Source organism: Rhodopseudomonas palustris, from assembly GCF_013415845.1.
GTDB classification, from domain to species: domain Bacteria; phylum Pseudomonadota; class Alphaproteobacteria; order Rhizobiales; family Xanthobacteraceae; genus Rhodopseudomonas; species Rhodopseudomonas palustris_F.
Genome location: NZ_CP058907.1, coordinates 705,318 through 723,831 on the forward strand (window position 1 = coordinate 705,318; position 18,514 = coordinate 723,831).

Genomic DNA, 18,514 nt, shown 5'->3' on the forward strand with positions numbered 1-18,514 from the left:
GAGCCAGCGCATGACGGTGATGCGGGTCGCGACCTTCGCGCAGTCCGGACAGATGATCGCAGACGCGCTGCGGGTGCAGTCGCGGATGGCGGAGCTGCAGATCCAGGAAGCCTCGGGCGTGAAGTCCGAGAGCTTCGCCGGCTACGGCGCCGACGCCCAGCACGTCGTCAATCTGCAGGTCGGGGTCACCCGCGCGCAGTCTTACATCGATGCGGCGACGCTGGCCGGCGGCAAAGTCCAGGTGATGTATTCGGCGGCCGGCTCGATCGCCGACATCGTAACGCAGCTCCGCTCGCAGCTCAGTGCGGCGTCGACTGGAAGCACCACCGAAGCGACCTCGGCGATCAGCTCGGCGCAGCAGATGCTGCAGCAGGTGGGGTCGCTGCTGAATACGCAATACGACGGCCAATACGTATTTGCCGGCAGTAAGACATCGACGCCGCCGGTCGATCTCAGCAGCTTTGCCTCGAGCGCCGGCAGCACCACTACCGCCGACACCAGCTATTACGTCGGCGACGATGCGACCACGTCCGTCCGCGTCAGCGCCGACCAGTCGGTGGCCTACGGCGTCAATGCCGACAACTCCGCGTTCGAGCAGGTGATGCGCGTGCTGCGCTATGTGGCCAACAGTTCGTCGCTGTCCTCTGGCCAGATCGCGACGGCGCTCGATCTGGCGAGTTCCGCGCTTGATGCGACTGCCTCGGTGCAGGAAAGACTCGGAAACGCGGCGTCCGCGATCGAGAACGCCAGTGCGCGGCAGAGCGACTACAAGAGCTTCGCCTCGACGCTGGCGAGTGACCTGACCAGCGTTGACGTCGCTGCGGTCACCGCCGAACTGTCGACCTACCAGTCGCAATTGACCGCGTCGTATTCGGCGATCGGCAAGATCTTCAGTCTCAATCTTGCCAGCTATCTGAAATGACGAGGCGGCGCCGCACCGCCTAGCGGTGGGTGAACTGCGGTGCGCGTTTTTCGAGGAAGGCTTGAATGCCCTCGCGGGCGTCGGCGCTGGCGAAGCGGGCATGCAACTCGCGGCGTTCGAACAGGATGCCTTCGGCGAGCGTGCTTTCGAATGCGCGGTTGAGGCTTTCCTTCAGCGCCATCAGGGCGGGGGCGGAGAACGCCGCGATCGTGGTGGCCAGCGCCACGGTCTCGTCGCGCAGTCTGTCGTCATCGACCACGCGCGACACCAGGCCGTAGCGATCGGCCTCTTCGGCGTTGAGCGGCCGCGCCGACAGGCACATGTCCATCGCCTTCGCCTTGCCGATCGCGCGCGGCAAGCGTTGCGTGCCGCCGGCGCCGGGCAACAGGCCGAGCTTGATTTCCGGCAGCGCGAATTTGGCACTGCGGCCGGCGATCACGATGTCGCAGGCGAGCGCCAATTCGCAGCCGCCGCCATAAGCGAGGCCGCCCACCGCGGCCAGCACCGGCTTTCGCACCTGACGGATCGTCTCCCAATTGCGGGTGATGAAGTTCGAGCCGTAGACGTCACTATAGCTCCACGCCGCCATCGAGGCGATGTCGGCGCCTGCCGCGAACGCGCGGGCATTGCCGGCGATCACGATCGCGCCGATGCCGTCGTCGGCATCGAACGCCAGCAGCGCGGCGCCGAGCGCATCCATCAGCGCATCGTTCAGGGCGTTGAGGACTTCAGGGCGGTTCAGCGTGATGATGCCGACCCGGCCCTGGGTTTCGGTGATAATGGGATTGGACGACAAGGTCGTGCTCCGTGATCGGTGTGCACTTTACAGATCGTTGTGCTGCAGCATCTCGCGCAGCCGGAATTTCTGGATCTTGCCGGACGGCGTCGCCGGCATCGCATCGCGGACGACTAGCCGCTCGGGGATGTATTGCAGCGCCAGCTTCTGCGCCTTCAGGAACTCGACCATTGCGGCGAAGTCGATGCTTGCGCCGGTCTTCGGCACCACCACGGCGCAGGCGCGCTCGCCAAGCCGTTCGTCCGGATAGGCGACGATCGCGACCTGGGCGACGGCGGGGTGCTTGTAGAGCAGCGCCTCGACCTCGACGACCGGGATGTTTTCGCCGCCGCGGATGATCACGTCCTTGCTGCGGCCGCTGATCCGGATGTAGCCATCGGCCGTCATGTAGGCGAGGTCGCCGGTGTCGAACCAGCCGTCGGCGTCGGTGCCGTTCCAATGCGGCCGCTTCAGATAGCCACCGAAGTTCGAACACGACCGTACCACCAGCCGGCCGATCTGGTTCGGCGGCAGCGCTTTGCCGTCGCCATCGATTACTTTCACCTCGACGCCGGGCAGCGGGCAGCCGTCGGTGGTCGAGGCGAGCTTGTCGTCGTCGTCGAGCTTGATCAGCGTCACCGCGCCGTTCTCGGTCATGCCCCAGGCCGACACGATCTTGGCGCCGAGACCGGCCTGAGCCTGTTCGACCAGCGGCCCGGGAATCGGCGCGCCGGCGCACAGGAAGGTCTTCAGGCTGGGTACCGGCTCGTCGCTCTCCTTCACCACGCGGGTCAGGTCGGTGAGGAACGGCGTCGACGCCATGGTGAAGGTGACGCGCTCGGTGCGAATCAGTTCGGCCGCTTTCGTCGGCTCCCAGATGTCCTGCAGCACCGCGCTGGCGCGCAGCATGATCGGCATCATCAGCCCGTACATGAAGCCGGTCTGATGTGCCATCGGCGACGCCATCAGGATCACGTCGGACTCGCGAAGCGCGAGCCGCTGCGCGTAGGGCACGATATTGGCCATCAGCGTGTTGGCGCTGTGCATCACGCCTTTCGGCTCGCCGGTGGTGCCGGAGGTGTAGATCAGTTGTGTGATGTCGTCAGGAGAAGGACGGCTGCCTTGAAGGATCGTCGCGGCGTCCGGCTGCTTTTCCCATTCGGGCGTTGTCAGCAGCGTGTCGAAATCGTCTGCACCGCCGCCATCGACCACGACGATCGTACGCAGAGCCGGCAGATCGGGCTGCAGGCTACGCGCCATCGCTTCATGGTCGAAGCCGCGGAAGCTCTTCGGCACCACCAGTACCTTGGCGTCGCCGTGCTTCAGCATGAACGACAGCTCGCGCTCACGGAAGATCGGCATTAGCGGGTTGAGCACCGCGCCGATCCGCGAGCAGGCGAGATACAGCACGGTGAACTGCCACCAGTTCGGCAGCTGCATCGCGACGACATCGCCGTGGCCGACGCCGAGCCGGCTGAGGCCAACCGCGACGCGATCGGCCAGCGTCGGGAGCTCGCGGTAGCTGAAGCGGCGCACCGCGCCGCCGTCGAGCCGAACCGCGGTCAGTGCGACTTTGTCGGGGCAATACGCCGCGCAGGCATCGAGATCGTCGTTGATGGTTCGGTCGTGCCACAGGCCGGCGGCGATGCTCGCGGCGCGGCGTGGCGGCAGCAGAACGGCGTCGAACTCCATGTTTCCCCCGGAATAGTTGTTCGTTATGGACGCGAAATGTCGGGCGGCGCCTCCGTTCAGGCCGGCACTGCGGCGCGGCCGGCCCGGTGGCGCGCGATGATCGTCTTCATGATCTGCGCGGTGCCGTCGCCGATCTGGAAGCCGAGCACGTCGCGCAGCCGCTGCTCCATCGGGCCGCGGTCGTAGCCACCGTGGCCGTGCATCAGCAGGCATTGATGGATCACGTCGTAAGCGAGCTTCGGCGCCCACCATTTGCACATCGCGGCCTCGGCGCTGTGCGGGGCGCCGTGGTCCTTTAGCCAAAGCGCCTGCAGGCACAACAGACGCGCGGCCTCGACCTGGGTGTCGAGGTCAGCGAGCGGATGCGACACGCCCTGAAACGCCGACAGCGGTTTGCCGAACGCCTGCCGCTCCGCGACATGCGCCCAGGTCTCCTCGAGTGCGACGCGCGCGACGGCGAGCACTTGCAGGCCGATCAGCGCGCGGGAGAAGTCAAAGCCCTGCATCACCTGGACGAAGCCCTTGTTCTCGTCGCCGAGCCGATGCGCGGTCGGGACGCGAACGTTCTCGAAAAACAGCGAGCCGCGGCCGATCGCACGCTGGCCGTGGCAGTCGAACCTGTTGCGGGTGATGCCGGGCAGGTCCATCGGAATCAGCAGCGCGGTGACGCCATGTGCGCCGGCGTCGATCGAGCCGGTGCGGCCGAACACTACCGCCGCATCCGCCTGATCGGCTGCGGAGATCGAAGTCTTCTCGCCATTGACGATGTAGTCGTCGCCGTCGCGCTCGATCCGCAGCCGCAGGTTCGCCGCATCCGAGCCGCCGCGCGGTTCGGTCAGCGCGATCGCGAACAGCGCGTCGCCGGCGATCAGCTTCGTCAGCCACGGCTGCACGATCTCGCGCTGGCCGTGCTGCGACAGGATCTGACCGTTCAGCGAGGCCAGCAGATTGACGTAGGACATGCTGAGGTCGGCGCGCGCGATCTCCTCGTGGATCACGCCGGCCGCGAGGCTGCCCATGCCGAGCCCGCCGCAGGCTTCCGGCAGTTCGGGCGCGATGAAGCCCATCTCGCCCATCGCCTTCATCAAGCCGCGGTCGAGCACCCGCGTCCGGTCGCGTTCCTGAAATCCCGGCGCGATCCGGTCGGCGGCGAACCGCCGGGCCTGCGTGGCCAGCGCCACGAGGTCTTCATTCAAATATGGATTCATGCCTCGCCCTCCTTGAGAATTCGAGCGCCGGCGTTGCCGGCGCCGTTCGTCGGCGGGAGAGCGGTTATTTGATGTACTTGCGGAATTCGGGCTTACGTTTCTCCTGCAGCGCCTTGACGCCTTCGCGCGATTCCTCTGTGTCGTAATAGAGTTTCAGCGCGTACATCCCCATGCCGGCGATGCCGGCTTGATGCGCTGTGTCCATGTTGAAGCTGCGCTTGGCGATCGCGAGCGCGGTCGGTGACCGTTCGCACAGCTCTTCGCCCCACTTCTGCACTTCGGCATCGAGCTCCTCGTGCGGCACGCAGAGATTGGCGAGGCCCATCGCCTCGGCTTCCTTGCCCGAGTAACGCCGGCACATGTACCAGATCTCGCGGGCCTTCTTTTCTCCGACGACGCGGGCCAGGAACGCGGTGCCGTAGCCGGGATCGACCGAGCCCATCTTCGGGCCGACCTGGCCGAAGATCGCCTTCTCCGAGCAGATCGTCAGGTCGCAGATCGTCGCCAGCACATTGCCGCCGCCGATCGCATAGCCCTGGACGCGGGCGATCACCGGCTTGGGCACGTCGCGGATCGCAGTGTGCAGTTCCTCCATCGGCAGCCCGACGGTGCCGCGACCGTCGTAATTGCCGTCGTGGGTGGACTGATCGCCGCCGGTGCAGAAGGCGCGGTCGCCGGCGCCGGCCAGTACGATCGCCCCGACGTCCTTGTCGTAGCCCGCCTTGTACAGGGCCTTGATCAACTCGTCGCAGGTGGTGCCGCGGAACGCATTCATCTTGTCCGGACGGTTGATGATGATCCACGCCACGCCGTTGCGGATTTCATAGATCAGGTCTTCGAACTGCATCGGAATCCTCCCGTTATTGTTGATTGGGCTCAGCCGTTCATCGTCAGGCCGCCGGAGACGCTCAGCACCTGGCCGGTGATGAAGCCGGCGTCGTCGCTGCCGAAGAACGCGATCGCGCCGGCGAGATCGTCCGGCTTGCCGAGCCGGCCGATCGGAATCGCCTTGGTGAAGGCTTCGATCAGTTTTTCCGGATTGGCGGCGCCGGAGGTCACGCCGGCGAGCAGCGCGGTGTCGGTCGGCCCCGGGCAGACGACGTTGACGGTGATGCCGTGGCGGGCGTGTTCGCGTGCCAGGGTCTTGGAGAATGCGACGAGGCCGCCTTTGCAGGCGGCGTACACCGCTTCGCCCGACGAGCCGACGCGCGCTGCGTCAGAGGCGATGTTGACGATGCGGCCGTAGCGCCGCTCGACCATGCCGGGCAGCACCGCGTGATGCATGTGCAGCGCGCCGGTGAGGTTGATGGCGATCAGTCGCTCCCATTCGCCCGGCTCGCTCTTGGTGAACGGCTTGAAGATGTCCCAGCCGGCGTTGTTGACCAGAATGTCCACCGGCCCGAGTTTGTCCGTCGTCGTCGCGATCGCGGCGTCGACGCTTTTGCGGTCGGCGATGTCGCAGCGGATCGCTTCGGCCGCGCCACCCGCGGCGCGGATCTCGCCGGCGATCTTCTCGGCGGCGTCGAGATTGAGGTCGAGCACTGCGACCTTGGCCCCGTCCTGCGCAAACCGGCGACACGTCGCCCCGCCGATGCCGCCGCCACCACCCGTGATCACCGCCGTTTTGTTCTGCAGCCGCGCCATCCTCGCTCGCTCCTCTTTGATTCTGATCTGTTTTTCCCCAGGAAGCCCGCGGTCGAAGCTGGCAACTAGGACAATATATTGCTATATTTAGTCAGCGTTGCGAAGATGCGTCAAGATGGTCAATGATGGCAAATAAGCGCACGAGTGCCGATAATGTTGCAGATGCGAAGATGGAATTGGCCAACCGGCTGTTCTTTCGTCTCTATCAATGCGCCAATATGTTGCATAAAACCGGCACGCGGGCGGTCGAAGCCGAGGGGCTGACGACGCAGCAATGGGCGGTGCTCGGAGCGCTGTCGCGACCCGCTGTGGCGAACGGCATGAGCATCGGCGATCTGGCGCGCTATCTGATGGTGAGCCGGCAGAACCTCACTGGTCTGATCGGTCGGATGGAGCGCGACGGTCATGTCGCGGTCGTTCCGGATGAGCGCGATCGCCGCTCACGGCTGGTGACGATGACCAAGTCCGGGCGTCACGTCTGGGAGGTGCTCGCGCAGCCGAAGATCCGGGCGTATTACGGCGAAGTGCTCGGCGATTTTTCGATCAATGATGTCACCCACGCGCTGCACTACCTGCTCAAGATCCTCGACAACATGAAGCGTCTCGACGATGGCGCTGCGGGCGAAGCTGTGGCGACGGAACTGGAATGACTTTGGTCAAGGCGCGCGGGCGTCATCCAACGTCTATCGGGTGGAAGCGATAACAAGACGAGGGGGGCGGAGGCGATGAGAGCGGTATTCATGACCGGTCACGGCGGCAACGAGGTGATCGAGGTCGGCGATCGCCCGACGCCGCAGCGCCGCCCGGGTGAAGTGCTGGTGCGGATGCGCGCCGCGACCGTCAACCGCGTCGACCTCTACATGCGCGACAGCGGCGCCGGCATCACCCACAGCCTGCCGCAGATCATGGGGGTGGACGGGGCCGGCGTGATCGAGGAGGCGGACACGCCGGAGCTGATCGGGCGGCGGGTGACGCTGTATCCGGGCATTGTCTGCGGTTCTTGCGAATTCTGCCGCCGCGGCGAGCCGGTGCTGTGCGCCAAGATGAGCCTGCTCGGCGAGCATCGCGACGGCACCATGGCTGAGTATGTCTGCGTGCCGGCCGGAAATGCACTGCCGATCCCTGACCGGCTCGATTTCGCCCAGGCCGCTGCGCTCGGCGTGAACTATCTCACGGCGTGGCGGATGCTGTTAACCAAGGCGAAGCTGCAACCGGGCGAAACCGTGCTGGTGTTCGGGGTTGGTGGCGGCGTGTCGCTCGCGGCGATGCAGATTGCTGCGGCCGCCGGCGCCCGTGTGCTGGCGACCTCACGCAGCGCCGACAAGCTGGCGCGGGCCCGGGCGCTCGGCGCCGATGCGGTGATCGATGCGCCGGCCGACAAGATCCCCGCCGCGGTGATGGAGTTGACCGGCGGCCGCGGCGCCGACGTGGTGATCGAGAATATCGGCGGGGCGATGTGGAGCGCGGCGCTGAAATCGCTGGTGCGCGGCGGGCGGGTCGCGACCTGCGGTGCCACGATCGGCGATCAGCCTCCGGCCGATTTGCGCCGGGTATTCATCCGCCAGCTTCAGATCTTCGGCTCGACCCTCGGCAACCCGAGTGAGCTTTCCGAGCTGATCGCCTGGTGCGATGCCGGAAAGCTGACACCGCCGATCGATCTGCACTATCCGCTCGGCGATATCCGCGCCGCATTCGATCATCTCGAATCCGGTAGCCAGTTCGGCAAGATCGCGATCGACATCTGAGTCTCGCGGCGGCGGAGCGCCGTCCGTCGCGTGTCGGCTCTCCATCGCCAAATTTGATCCGCATCAAATTAATTCCCGCATTTCAATACTAGATTACATTTAAATCGCCGGACCGAAAAATGGCCGGCAGCGCGACCCCGGCAGAGCCGCCGGGCAGGGAGGACGACCGGCATGCTCGACAGGCCGCATCACACCACGGCGGACATCATCGCCCGTTGCGAGGCGCTGTTCTCCGACCTCAGCTTCACCGCCGCCCGCGAATGGAAGGCCGCAGAGCCCGGCCGCATCGTGGTCGGCTTTCTGCCCTACTACGCTCCCCGCGAACTGGTCCACGCCGCCGGCGGATTGCCGCTCGGGATCTTCGGTGGCGGCGACCAGCTCGAAGTCATCCACGGCGACGCCTACTATCAGAGCTACATCTGCCGAATTCCGCGTTCGACCATCGAGCTCGGCGTCTCCGGCCGGCTCGATTTCGTCGACGGCATGATGTTCCCATCGATCTGCGACGTGATCCGCAATCTGTCGGGGATGTGGAAGCTGATGTTCCCGTCCAAGGGCGCGCGCTACATCGACCTGCCGCACAATTTCGACGACGATCTCGGCGGCGAGTTCTATGTCAGCGAGCTGCGCGAAACCTGCGAATGGTTGTCGAGCCTTACCGGCAAGCCGATCACCTCCGATGCGATCCGCGCCTCGATCGCGGTGTTCAACGACAATCGCCGGCTGGTCCGTGCACTGTATCAGCTGCGCGCCGACGAGCCCTGGAACGTGCCGTCCGCGGAACTTTATCTGCTGCTCCGCGCCGGCATGGTGATCCCGGTCGAGGAGCACAACCAGATGCTCGCGGACTATCTGGCGGCGGTTCGCCTGCAGCAGCGGCCGATCAAGGACAATTCGCGCGTGGTGATCTGCGGCATGTTCTGTGAGCAGCCACCGCTGAACCTGATCAAGTCGATCGAGCTGTCCGGTTGCTACATCGTCGACGACGACTTCATTCTGGTGACGCGCTGGGAGAATTCCGACGTCGCGCTCGACGGCGATCCGCTGCAGAGCCTCGCCCGCGCCTATCTGCACGATTCCAAATCGACGCCGCCGAAATACGAGCCGGACGAGGCCAAGAAGGGGCTGTATCTCGTCGACAGCGTGCGGAAGAACCGGGCCGAAGGCGTGATCTTCGCCATGACGTCGTTCTGCGATCCCGGCCTGCTCGAGCGGCCGATGCTGCAGGCGGTGCTGAAGAGCCATGGCATTCCGCAGATCGCATTCAAATACGCCGAGAACTCCGGCCAGATGCAGCCGATCCGCGAGCAGGCCGGCACCTTCGCCGATTCGATCAAATTGTGGAGCGGAGCATGACCGTCATCGTCGGACCGAAGACCAAGCCGCCGGAAGCCATCAAGGATGCGTCGATGGCGCGGCAGAAGCAGATGGTCAACGCCCACTACGATCGCCTCGCGAGCGCCAAGGAGCGCGGCGAGAAGGTCGCCGCGACCTTCGTGCCGGGCAATCTCAACGAGCTGCTGATGTGCTTCGACATGGTCAACAACCTGCCGGAGGTCAACGCGATCCAGAACGGGCTGAGGCGGCAAAGCGGCGGCTACGTGATGGAGGCGGAAAAGCTCGGCCATTCCGAGGACGTCTGCACCTATGTCAAATCCGATATCGGCATGATGGCCAAGGGCAATATCGGTCCGAACGGCAAGCCGTTGCCCGACCCGGACGTGCTGCTGTTGTCCTACACCGGCTGCTTCACCTTCATGAAATGGTTCGAGCTGCTGCGCCGGCAGTACAAATGCGAGACCATCATGTTCCAGACGCCGTATCTGGCCGATGGCCGGATCACCAAGGACATGATCAGCTACATGGTCAAGCAGCTCCGGCAGGACGTCATCCCGAAGCTGGAGCGGATCTCGGGCGTCAAGTTCGACATCGATCGGCTGCGTGAATACTTACGCAAATCCGCCAAGGCCGAGGACGATCACGTCTGGGTGCTGCAATCGGCCAAGCACAAACCGTCGCCGATCGATGCCTATTTCGGCGGGATCTATTACATCGGGCCGATTTTCGGCGCCTTCCGCGGCACCGACGATGCGATCGAGTATTACAAATTCCTGCGCTCCGAGGTCGAACAGAGGATCGCGCAAGGCAAGGGGCCGGTGACGCCCGACGGCGACATGGGGCAGGAGCGCTACCGGCTGGTGGTCGAAGGGCCGCCGAACTACACCAATTTCCGCCAGTTCTGGAAGATGTTCTACGACGAAGGCGCCGTCGTGGTCGCCTCGAGCTACACCAAGGTCGGCGGCACCTACGATTACGGCTTCCGCCACGACCCCGACAGGCCGCTAGAGTCGCTCGCCGAATACTGCCTCAACGTCTACACCAACCGCAATCTGCCGATGCGGGTGGACATGCTGGAGAACTACATCAACGAATACGAGGCGGACGGACTCCTGATCAACTCGATCAAGAGCTGCAATTCGTTTTCCGCCGGCCAGCTCCTGATGATGCGCGAGGTCGAGAAACGCACCGGCAAGCCGGCGGCGTTCATCGAAACAGACCTTGTCGACCCGCGCTATTTCTCCGCCGCCAACGTCAAGAACCGGCTGGAGAGCTATTTCCAGATGATCGAACAAAAGCGCGCGGGCTTCCGCGGCGCCGCCTGAGGAGCGGAACGATGCGCACATTCGTCGGCATAGATCTCGGCTCCACCACCACCAAGGCGGTGCTGATGGACGAGAACAAGGAGGTGATCGGGCGCGGCATTACCAATTCGCGCTCGAACTACGCTACCGCGGCCCGCGTCGCCTCCGAAGAGGCGCGAATCGACGCCCGCTTCACGCTGTTCCGCCGGGCCTTGCATGTCGGCGAAGCCGGCCACGAGCACAGCGCCGAGTTTCTGGCGGCGCTGGAGCGCAACTTCCGACTGATCCAGTTTCTCGAGCAACTCGACGATCTGGAGGAGACCTGTCACCGCCAGCTCGAGGCGGAGCGGTTCAAGGCCGTCGCCGGACCGCTGCAGGAGGCGTTGCACGTCATCTTCGCCCGGCTACGGGAGGAGGCAGCTTCGCTCTATGCCCCCGGTGCGAAGCGCAAGTCCGACTTCTTTCGCGACATCGCCGGCTCGCGGTTTCACGTCCACGCTGAAGCGGTCGCCCGCGAGATGGGCATTGCGCTCGAGATGGTGCTGAACGCCTACGACAAATCGATCATCGAGGTCGAGAACCGGCCGCCGGGCGGTGAGCTCAGCGAGAAGTTCCGCCGCGCCGTCGCGCGGATGCTGGCTGTGGATTCGCACGCGGCCGACGGCGAAGGCGATTTCGCCGCGATGATCGAATCGGCGCTCGGGATCGAGCTGGAGGAAACCTATCTGGTCGGCACCGGCTACGGCCGGGTGACGCTGCCGTTCTCCAAGGAGCACATTCGCTCCGAGATTCTCTGCCACGGTCTCGGCGCCCACATGATGTATCCCGGCACGCGCACCGTGCTCGACATCGGCGGACAGGACACCAAGGGCATTCAGATCGACGGCCACGGGATCGTCGAGAATTTCCAGATGAACGACCGCTGCGCCGCCGGCTGCGGCCGCTATCTCGGCTACATCGCCGACGAAATGAACATGGGGCTGCACGAACTCGGCCCGCTGGCGATGCAGTCCAATCGCCCGGCGCGGATTAATTCGACCTGCACGGTGTTCGCCGGCGCCGAACTGCGCGACCGGCTGTCGCTCGGTGAGAAGCGCGAGGACATTCTGGCCGGCTTGCACCGCGCCATCATTCTGCGGGCGATCTCGATCATCTCGCGCTCCGGCGGCGTCACCGATCAGTTCACCTTCACCGGCGGCGTCGCCAAGAACGAGGCGGCGGTGCGCGAGCTGCGCAAGCTGATCCAGGAGAACTACGGCGAGGTGACGATCAACATCAATCCGGACTCGATCTACACCGGCGCCCTCGGCGCCTCCGAATTCGCCCGCCGCGCCGTCGCGGCGTGACGACGGGGTTGGATAGTGCCGCTTCGTCCGCAAGGGCGAATGGGCAACGGCTTGGTTGATCGAACATACGGCCGGACTTTTGAGGAGGAAACGATGACCATTACGTCGGGGATCGATGTCGGGACCGGGGCCATCAAGGTGGTGGCGTTCGAGGTCGATGGCGACCAGGAACGTTGCCTCGGCAAGCGGGTCGAGCGGGTGCGGCAGCGAGATCCGTTGAAGCTCGCCGGCGACATCTATGACGATTTGCTGAAAGAGACGGGCGTGGTGCGCGCCGACGTCGCCTATTGCGCCACGACGGGAGAAGGCGAGGCGCTCACCTTCCACACCGGGCACTTCTACTCGATGACCACGCATGCCCGCGGCGCGATCTATCTCAATCCGGCCAGCCGCGCGGTGCTGGACACCGGCGCGCTGCATGGCCGGGCGATCCGCATGGACGAGCGCGGCAAGGTGCTGGCCTACAAGATGACCAGCCAATGTGCGTCGGGCTCCGGGCAATTCCTGGAGAACATTGCCCGCTATCTCGGTATCGCGCAGGACGAGATCGGTTCGCTGTCGCAGCGTGCCGACAACCCGGAGAAAGTCTCCGGCATCTGCGCCGTGTTGGCCGAGACCGACGTCATCAACATGGTGTCGCGCGGCATCTCGTCGCCGAATATCTTGCGCGGCATCCATGAATCGATGGCCGACCGGCTTGCCAAGCTGCTCAAAACTCTCGGCAGCCTCGACGGCACGGTGCAGATGACCGGCGGTCTGGCGCTCGACGCCGGGCTGGTCGAGGCGATGAAGGACGCCGTGGTCAAGGCCAAGGTCGACGTAGCGATCGAGAGCCACCCGGATTCGATCTATGCCGGCGCGATCGGCGCAGCACTGTGGGGAGCCTTCCGTCACAAGAGGCTTGCCGACATGGCCCGCGCCGCCTGATAATTGCGATCAGCCTGAAGCCGGGCGGGTGCCTCAATCGACATCCGCAACCGGCGAGCGGAAAGCGACGCCAAGATCGCTTCCGGACAACGATAAAGGCGATCAGGAGGAAACCATGAATGCAGTCGCGGTCACGCCGCCATCCGAGAAATTCAATTTCGCCGAGCACCTGCTGCAGATCAATCGCGTGCGGCCGGACAAGACGGCCTTCGTCGACGACATCTCGTCGCTGAGCTTCGCGCAACTCGAAGCTCAGACGCGGCAGCTCGCCGCCGCCTTACGCGCGATCGGGGTGAAACGCGAAGAGCGCGTGCTGCTGCTGATGCTCGACGGCACGGATTGGCCGGTGGCATTTCTCGGCGCAATCTACGCCGGCATCGTGCCAGTCGCGGTCAATACGCTGCTGACGGCGGACGACTACGCCTACATGCTCGAGCATTCGCGGGCTCAGGCCGTGCTGGTCAGCGGGGCGCTGCACCCGGTGCTCAAGGCAGCGCTGACCAAGAGCGATCACGAGGTGCAGCGAGTGATCGTTTCGCGCCCAGCGGCTCCGCTGGAGCCGGGCGAGGTCGACTTCGCTGAGTTCGTCGGCGCACATGCGCCGCTTGACAAGCCTGCCGCTACGCAAGCGGACGATCCGGCGTTCTGGCTGTATTCGTCGGGTTCGACCGGGCGGCCGAAGGGCGTGGTGCACACTCACGCCAATCCGTACTGGACCTCGGAGCTGTACGGCCGCAACACGCTGCATCTGCGCGAAGACGACGTCTGCTTTTCGGCGGCCAAACTGTTTTTCGCTTACGGCCTCGGCAACGCGCTGACGTTTCCGATGTCGGTCGGCGCCACCACGCTGCTGATGGGCGAGCGACCGACGCCGGACGCGGTGTTCAAGCGCTGGCTCGGCGGCGTCGGCGGGGTGAAGCCGACCGTGTTCTATGGCGCGCCCACCGGTTACGCCGGCATGCTGGCCGCACCGAACCTGCCGCCGCGCGACCAGGTGGCGTTGCGGCTTGCCTCGTCGGCGGGCGAAGCGTTGCCGGCGGAGATCGGGCAGCGGTTCCTGCGTCATTTCGGTATCGATATCGTCGACGGCATCGGCTCGACCGAGATGTTGCACATCTTTCTGTCGAATTTGCCGGGCCGGGTGCGCTACGGCACCACCGGATGGCCGGTGCCGGGCTATCAGATCGAGCTGCGCGGCGATGGCGGCGGACCGGTCGCCGACGGTGAGCCGGGCGATCTCTACATTCACGGCCCGTCGTCGGCGACAATGTACTGGGGCAACCGGGCCAAGAGCCGCGACACCTTTCAGGGCGGCTGGACCAAGAGCGGTGACAAATACGTCCGCAACGACGACGGCTCCTACACCTATGCGGGCCGCACCGACGACATGCTGAAGGTCAGCGGCATCTATGTGAGCCCGTTCGAGATCGAAGCGACGCTGGTGCAGCATCCCGGCGTGCTCGAAGCCGCCGTGGTCGGCGTCGCCGACGAGCACGGCCTGACCAAGCCGAAGGCCTATGTGGTGGCCCGGCCAGGTCAGACTCTGTCGGAGACCGAACTGAAGACTTTCATTAAGGATCGATTGGCGCCGTACAAATATCCGCGCAGCACGGTGTTCGTCGCCGAATTGCCGAAGACCGCGACCGGCAAGATCCAGCGCTTCAAGCTGCGCGAGGGTGTGTTGGGCTGAACCCGGGAGGAGGGCGACATGGCGCTGATGATCAACGAGGACTGCACGGCCTGCGACGCATGTCGGCCGGTGTGTCCGAACCAGGCGATCTCGGCCAGCGACACGATCTACGCGGTCGATGCGCTCCGCTGCACCGAGTGCGTCGGCGCCGAGGACGAGCCGCAGTGCCAGCTCGTCTGTCCGGCCGACTGCATCGTGCCCAATCCGGATTGGCGCGAGACGCCCGAGCAGTTGCAGGACAAGTACCAGCAACTGCATTCCTGAGAGCGGCAGCACCGCAGCTGCGTTGCCGACTGAAAGTTCGGTTGAGGGCTACGCTCGTCCGGCGGAGGAATGCCGCGCCGAGGCGCCGTTCGGACCGCGTTCGGCCTTGCGGCGTTCGGTATCCATTACCTTGAGCAGCGAGGTGATTGATACCGACCGCAGCGTCGTCATCGCGATCTCGTCGATGTCGCGCAGAACCTTATGCAGCGCCCGGCTCTCTTCATGATCGTCGGAAGCGGCCTCCTGCAGGTCGAGGCCGGTGTCTTCGAACAGCGCGATGATGTCGAGCAGGGCGACGCGCTTCGGATTGCCAGCGAAGCGGTAGCCGCCGCCGGGGCCGCGTACCGACTCGATCAGCCGCGCGCGCACCAGGGCGCGCAGCACCTTCGCCAGATGATTGAGCGAGATATCGTATTTGTCGGCGATGTCACCGGCCGAGACCTGACGATCCGGGTTCGCCGCGAGTTCGAGTACGGCGTACAATCCACACATCGTTGATTTCTGCAGCCGCATCGGCATCAATCTTCATGTTGGTCTCGACCACAAACTGCACGAGCTTGTCGGGCGCTTCGATCAGTCGAGATTCTTTTCCATTCCGATGAACCGGCCGACCATCAGGCCCTGACTGCGGAAGAACGCCATGACGAGCTGATTGTCGTGCTCGATCATCGTGCGAACCTTCCTCACCCCCGCCTGAGTGAAAATTTGGCAAATCTCTTCAAAGAGTTGGGTGCCGATACTGTTCACCCTTATCGCAGGATCGACGGTCAACGCAAACACCCAGCCGCAGCTTTCCGCACCGAACTCGAAATCCCGCACTTCGCCGCAGATGAAACCGACAACCTCGCCCTTCAGCTCGGCGATCAGGAAGGCGCGGCAGCCAGTGCGGGCCTGCGAAAAATTCTCAAACAGGCTTTGCCAATACCGCGGCTTGGCTTCGCCGGTCGCCGCCTCGTCGATCGCCGCCACGCGCGCCACATCCGGCGCGACAGCGGGCCGGATCTGCACGTCGCGGTACGGCTCGGTCGCGGTGATGCTGCTTGCGCCACTCATCGCGTTGTCCTCCCTCGTGGTGCCGCGTGATCCCGGCTCCTGATGCGGATTATGCAGGCGCGGCGCCGGGCGTCGATTGATCTTTGAGACGAGCCGGCTCAGACGCCCAGCATGGTTCTCACCATCTCCTGGTCGGCGAGCAGCTGTGCGGAGGTGCCTTCGAACACCACCTGTCCCTTGGTCAGGACGACGTGGCGGTCGACCAGTTCGACCAGGTCGTCGAGGTTCTTGTCGACGATCACGATCGAGATCCCCTTGCGCGCAATAATGCCGAGCGTTTCCCAGATCGCGTCGCGCATCTTGGGCGCAAGACCTTCGGTCGCTTCGTCGATCAGTAGGATACTGGGATTGCTGAGCAGCACCCGGCCGATCGTCAGCATCTGCTGCTCGCCCCCGGACAGCTGATTGCCCCAGATCCGCCGCCGCTCGAACAGCCGCGGAAACATCTGGTAGATCGCCTCCTGGGTCCAGTCGACCCGGCCATCGGGGCCCGGGCGCGCTGCAAACAGCAGGTTCTCTTCGACCGACAGGTTCGGGAAGATGCCACGGCCCTCCGGCACAAAACCCATGCCGGCGCGCGCCTTGATGTTGGCTCTCGCTTCGGTAACGTCGCGGCCGTCGAGCAGGATTGCGCCGCGTTTCGGTTTCAGCAGTCCCATCAGCGTCCGCAGCAGCGTCGTCTTGCCCATACCGTTGCGGCCGAGCAGACTGACGGTCTCGCCGCGGCCGACGTGGAAGTTCACGCCGCGCAGGATGTGGCTGGGTCCGTAGAAGGTGTCGATGCCGCGCGCGTCGAGCATCGCCTGCGTCGGGGCGGTCATGCCGACTCCTTCATCTTGGCGTGATGGCCGAGATAGGCTTCGAGCACGGCTTCGTTGCGCCGAATCTCGTCGGGCCGGCCGCGGGCGAACAGCTTGCCCTGCACCAGCACCGTGAGCGTATCGGCAGCAGCGAACACCGCATCCATGTCGTGCTCGATCACGATGACGGTGTGGTCGCGCACCAGGTCGCGAAGCAGCGCCACCACCCGCTGGGTTTCCTCCGGCCCCATGCCGGCCAGCGGCTCGTCGAGGATCAAGAGATCGGCGCCCGAGGCGATCAGCATCGCGATTTCGAGCTGCCGCTGCTCGCCGTTCGACATCCGCCCGGCGATGGTGTCGCCGCGATCGGCGAGCCCGGCGACCCGCAGGGCGCGGTCGACCGCGGCTTGTTCGCGCGTTCGATACGGCGCATCGCGCAGCCGCCACAGCGCGCCCTTGTCGAGTTGCGCCGCGAGCGCGCAGTTCTCGCGCACCGTGAAGCGCGGGAAGATGTTGGTCCGCTGATAGGAGCGGCCGAGGCCGGCGCGGGCGATCCGGTAGGCTGGCCAGCCGGTGACGTCGAGCTCGTCGATCTGCACGCTGCCGGCGCTGGCCGGCAGTGCGCCCGACAATAGATTGGTGAAGGTGGTCTTGCCGGCGCCGTTCGGGCCGATGATGGCGTGAACCTTGTTGGGCTCGAACGTCACGGAGACGTCGCTGACCGCGGCGATGCCGTTGAAGTTCTTGCTGAGATGGTTGGTCGCGAGTGCCTTCGCGGTTTTCGCCGGGCGCTGCGGCTCGTCCGCCGGCGGCCGCGCTGGCGTAGCCTGCGGCTGTTTGCGCCGCCAGTTCAGCAATCCAGCCAGCCCGTCGGGGGACATCAGCACGGCCGCGATCAGCGTCGCGCCGGTGCCGAGCCGCCAATGGTCGGCGACAAAAGAGCCGACCATGCTGGCGGTCTTCAATAGTTCTTCCAGCGACGAATAGGCGAGCGCGCCGAGGATCGGGCCGAACAGCGTGCCGGCGCCGCCCAGCACCACCATCATGATTGCGAGGCCGGATTGATGCCAGTTGAGCAGGTCGGGGGTGACGAAGCCGTCGATCGATGCGAACAGCGCACCGGCGAGCCCTGCCACCATCCCGGCAATCGTGAAGGCGGCGAGCTTGTAGCGATAGGTGTCGTAGCCGAGCGAGCTCATCCGCACCTCGTTGGCGCGGATGCCCTGCAGCACCCGGCCGAACGGCGACCGAACCAGCGCCAGCAGCAGGCCATAGGCGGCAATCAGCATGACGACACAGACGTAATAGAACTGCCGGCGGTCGGAGAAATCGAGCAGCGTCAGGCCGGCCAGCGTCAGCTCGGGCTTGACGTTGATGTAGGCGCCGTCCGAGCCTTTGGCGATGTCGGTGTCGTGGAACAGCGCGAACAACATCTGGCCGGCCGCCAGCGTCACCATGATGAAATAGAAGCCGCGCGTCAGTGTCGCGAACGCGCCTACCACCAGCGCGGCAAGCCCCCCGGCCAGTAGCCCGGCGCCGAGTGCGACGATGACGTTGGCGGCTTCCGCTTCCGGCGAGACGAAATACATCGCATAGGCGCCGCAGCCGAAGAAGGCGGCGTGACCGAAGCTGACGAGGCCGGTGACGCCGATCAAGAGGTCGAGGCTGAGGACGAAGGTCGCGATGATCACGATCCGGGTCATCAGCTTGACCGGATACGGCCCGGCGACGAACGGCAGCGCCAGCAGGCAGCCGAGCAGCAGCGTGAAGAACAGGACGACGACGAGGTTGGGGCGGGTCAGCATC

18 protein-coding genes are annotated in these 18,514 nt (G+C 65.0%); 9 read left to right on the forward strand and 9 right to left on the reverse strand.

Going from position 1 to position 18,514, the window contains the following annotated elements:
- The first annotated feature begins 10 nt into the window (after window positions 1-10).
- Window positions 11-922, forward strand: coding sequence for a flagellin (locus HZF03_RS03290; RefSeq protein WP_119017412.1), 912 nt, complete (start codon window positions 11-13; stop codon window positions 920-922).
- Window positions 923-941: 19 nt separating this feature from the next.
- On the opposite strand, the gene HZF03_RS03295 is transcribed toward HZF03_RS03290, so the two are convergent.
- The 5 genes from HZF03_RS03295 to badH all read right to left on the reverse strand — a co-directional run bounded on the left by HZF03_RS03295 (window position 942) and on the right by badH (window position 6,241).
- The gene (locus tag HZF03_RS03295; RefSeq protein ID WP_119017413.1) at window positions 942-1,718 is read right to left on the reverse strand and encodes an enoyl-CoA hydratase-related protein; all 777 of its coding nucleotides are present in this window, start codon (window positions 1,716-1,718) and stop codon (window positions 942-944) included.
- Window positions 1,719-1,745: 27 nt separating this feature from the next.
- Entirely contained in the window at window positions 1,746-3,389 is a 1,644-nt protein-coding gene (gene aliA / locus HZF03_RS03300; protein ID WP_119017414.1) for a cyclohexanecarboxylate-CoA ligase, read from the reverse strand.
- A gap of 56 nt (window positions 3,390-3,445) precedes the next feature.
- On the reverse strand, window positions 3,446-4,597 hold the full coding sequence (gene aliB / locus HZF03_RS03305; protein ID WP_119017415.1) for a cyclohexanecarboxyl-CoA dehydrogenase: 1,152 nt from the start codon (window positions 4,595-4,597) through the stop codon (window positions 3,446-3,448).
- Between the two features lie 64 nt (window positions 4,598-4,661).
- Window positions 4,662-5,444, reverse strand: a complete 783-nt coding sequence (gene badI / locus HZF03_RS03310; protein ID WP_107354141.1) for a 2-ketocyclohexanecarboxyl-CoA hydrolase — start codon at window positions 5,442-5,444, stop codon at window positions 4,662-4,664.
- A 29-nt stretch (window positions 5,445-5,473) separates the two neighbouring features.
- Window positions 5,474-6,241: a 2-hydroxycyclohexanecarboxyl-CoA dehydrogenase gene (badH, locus tag HZF03_RS03315; protein WP_119017416.1), complete on the reverse strand. Its 768-nt coding sequence runs from the start codon at window positions 6,239-6,241 to the stop codon at window positions 5,474-5,476.
- A 122-nt stretch (window positions 6,242-6,363) separates the two neighbouring features.
- Between badH and HZF03_RS03320 the strand changes: the two genes are divergently transcribed.
- From HZF03_RS03320 to HZF03_RS03355, 8 genes are all read left to right on the forward strand, one after another.
- The gene (locus HZF03_RS03320) at window positions 6,364-6,891 is read left to right on the forward strand and encodes a MarR family transcriptional regulator (RefSeq protein ID WP_119017417.1); all 528 of its coding nucleotides are present in this window, start codon (window positions 6,364-6,366) and stop codon (window positions 6,889-6,891) included.
- 75 nt (window positions 6,892-6,966) lie between these two features.
- Window positions 6,967-7,986, forward strand: coding sequence for a zinc-binding dehydrogenase (locus HZF03_RS03325; protein ID WP_119017418.1), 1,020 nt, complete (start codon window positions 6,967-6,969; stop codon window positions 7,984-7,986).
- A 171-nt stretch (window positions 7,987-8,157) separates the two neighbouring features.
- Window positions 8,158-9,342, forward strand: coding sequence for a benzoyl-CoA reductase subunit C (gene bcrC / locus HZF03_RS03330; protein WP_119017419.1), 1,185 nt, complete (start codon window positions 8,158-8,160; stop codon window positions 9,340-9,342).
- Window positions 9,339-10,649: a benzoyl-CoA reductase subunit B gene (gene bcrB, locus HZF03_RS03335; protein WP_119017420.1), complete on the forward strand. Its 1,311-nt coding sequence runs from the start codon at window positions 9,339-9,341 to the stop codon at window positions 10,647-10,649. Before bcrC ends, bcrB begins: the two co-directional genes overlap by 4 nt.
- 11 nt (window positions 10,650-10,660) lie before the next feature.
- Entirely contained in the window at window positions 10,661-11,974 is a 1,314-nt protein-coding gene (gene bcrA / locus HZF03_RS03340) for a benzoyl-CoA reductase subunit A (protein ID WP_012494375.1), read from the forward strand.
- Window positions 11,975-12,067: 93 nt separating this feature from the next.
- Window positions 12,068-12,901: a benzoyl-CoA reductase subunit D gene (gene bcrD / locus HZF03_RS03345; protein WP_119017421.1), complete on the forward strand. Its 834-nt coding sequence runs from the start codon at window positions 12,068-12,070 to the stop codon at window positions 12,899-12,901.
- A 115-nt stretch (window positions 12,902-13,016) separates the two neighbouring features.
- Entirely contained in the window at window positions 13,017-14,591 is a 1,575-nt protein-coding gene (locus HZF03_RS03350; RefSeq protein ID WP_119017422.1) for a benzoate-CoA ligase family protein, read from the forward strand.
- Between the two features lie 18 nt (window positions 14,592-14,609).
- The gene (locus tag HZF03_RS03355) at window positions 14,610-14,855 is read left to right on the forward strand and encodes a YfhL family 4Fe-4S dicluster ferredoxin (RefSeq protein WP_011156229.1); all 246 of its coding nucleotides are present in this window, start codon (window positions 14,610-14,612) and stop codon (window positions 14,853-14,855) included.
- A 48-nt stretch (window positions 14,856-14,903) separates the two neighbouring features.
- Here the strand turns inward: HZF03_RS03355 and HZF03_RS03360 are convergent, their stop codons facing one another.
- The 4 genes from HZF03_RS03360 to HZF03_RS03375 form a co-directional block, all read right to left on the reverse strand.
- Entirely contained in the window at window positions 14,904-15,374 is a 471-nt protein-coding gene (locus tag HZF03_RS03360) for an Rrf2 family transcriptional regulator (protein WP_119017423.1), read from the reverse strand.
- Between the two features lie 54 nt (window positions 15,375-15,428).
- On the reverse strand, window positions 15,429-15,908 hold the full coding sequence (locus HZF03_RS03365; protein ID WP_119017424.1) for a GNAT family N-acetyltransferase: 480 nt from the start codon (window positions 15,906-15,908) through the stop codon (window positions 15,429-15,431).
- 98 nt (window positions 15,909-16,006) lie between these two features.
- Window positions 16,007-16,729 (reverse strand): ABC transporter ATP-binding protein, encoded by a 723-nt coding sequence (locus tag HZF03_RS03370; RefSeq protein WP_119017425.1) that lies wholly within the window; start codon window positions 16,727-16,729, stop codon window positions 16,007-16,009.
- Entirely contained in the window at window positions 16,726-18,513 is a 1,788-nt protein-coding gene (locus tag HZF03_RS03375; RefSeq protein WP_119017426.1) for a branched-chain amino acid ABC transporter ATP-binding protein/permease, read from the reverse strand. The genes HZF03_RS03370 and HZF03_RS03375 overlap by 4 nt, the downstream gene beginning before the upstream one ends.
- Between the last annotated feature and the right edge of the window lies 1 nt (window position 18,514).

Excerpts from the sequence above, each read along its gene's own strand:
- aliB (WP_119017415.1), bottom strand. The coding sequence starts at position 4,597 with ATGAATCCATATTTGAATGAAGACCTCGTGGCGCTGGCCACGCAGGCC.
- HZF03_RS03290 (WP_119017412.1), top strand. The coding sequence starts at position 11 with ATGACGGTGATGCGGGTCGCGACCTTCGCGCAGTCCGGACAGATGATC.
- bcrD (WP_119017421.1), top strand. The coding sequence starts at position 12,068 with ATGACCATTACGTCGGGGATCGATGTCGGGACCGGGGCCATCAAGGTG.
- HZF03_RS03365 (WP_119017424.1), bottom strand. The coding sequence starts at position 15,908 with ATGAGTGGCGCAAGCAGCATCACCGCGACCGAGCCGTACCGCGACGTG.
- bcrC (WP_119017419.1), top strand. The coding sequence starts at position 8,158 with ATGCTCGACAGGCCGCATCACACCACGGCGGACATCATCGCCCGTTGC.
- HZF03_RS03370 (WP_119017425.1), bottom strand. The coding sequence starts at position 16,729 with ATGACCGCCCCGACGCAGGCGATGCTCGACGCGCGCGGCATCGACACC.
- HZF03_RS03375 (WP_119017426.1), bottom strand. The coding sequence starts at position 18,513 with ATGCTGACCCGCCCCAACCTCGTCGTCGTCCTGTTCTTCACGCTGCTG.
- bcrB (WP_119017420.1), top strand. The coding sequence starts at position 9,339 with ATGACCGTCATCGTCGGACCGAAGACCAAGCCGCCGGAAGCCATCAAG.
- HZF03_RS03320 (WP_119017417.1), top strand. The coding sequence starts at position 6,364 with ATGATGGCAAATAAGCGCACGAGTGCCGATAATGTTGCAGATGCGAAG.
- badH (WP_119017416.1), bottom strand. The coding sequence starts at position 6,241 with ATGGCGCGGCTGCAGAACAAAACGGCGGTGATCACGGGTGGTGGCGGC.
- badI (WP_107354141.1), bottom strand. The coding sequence starts at position 5,444 with ATGCAGTTCGAAGACCTGATCTATGAAATCCGCAACGGCGTGGCGTGG.
- aliA (WP_119017414.1), bottom strand. The coding sequence starts at position 3,389 with ATGGAGTTCGACGCCGTTCTGCTGCCGCCACGCCGCGCCGCGAGCATC.
- bcrA (WP_012494375.1), top strand. The coding sequence starts at position 10,661 with ATGCGCACATTCGTCGGCATAGATCTCGGCTCCACCACCACCAAGGCG.
- HZF03_RS03360 (WP_119017423.1), bottom strand. The coding sequence starts at position 15,374 with ATGCCGATGCGGCTGCAGAAATCAACGATGTGTGGATTGTACGCCGTA.
- HZF03_RS03355 (WP_011156229.1), top strand. The coding sequence starts at position 14,610 with ATGGCGCTGATGATCAACGAGGACTGCACGGCCTGCGACGCATGTCGG.
- HZF03_RS03325 (WP_119017418.1), top strand. The coding sequence starts at position 6,967 with ATGAGAGCGGTATTCATGACCGGTCACGGCGGCAACGAGGTGATCGAG.
- HZF03_RS03350 (WP_119017422.1), top strand. The coding sequence starts at position 13,017 with ATGAATGCAGTCGCGGTCACGCCGCCATCCGAGAAATTCAATTTCGCC.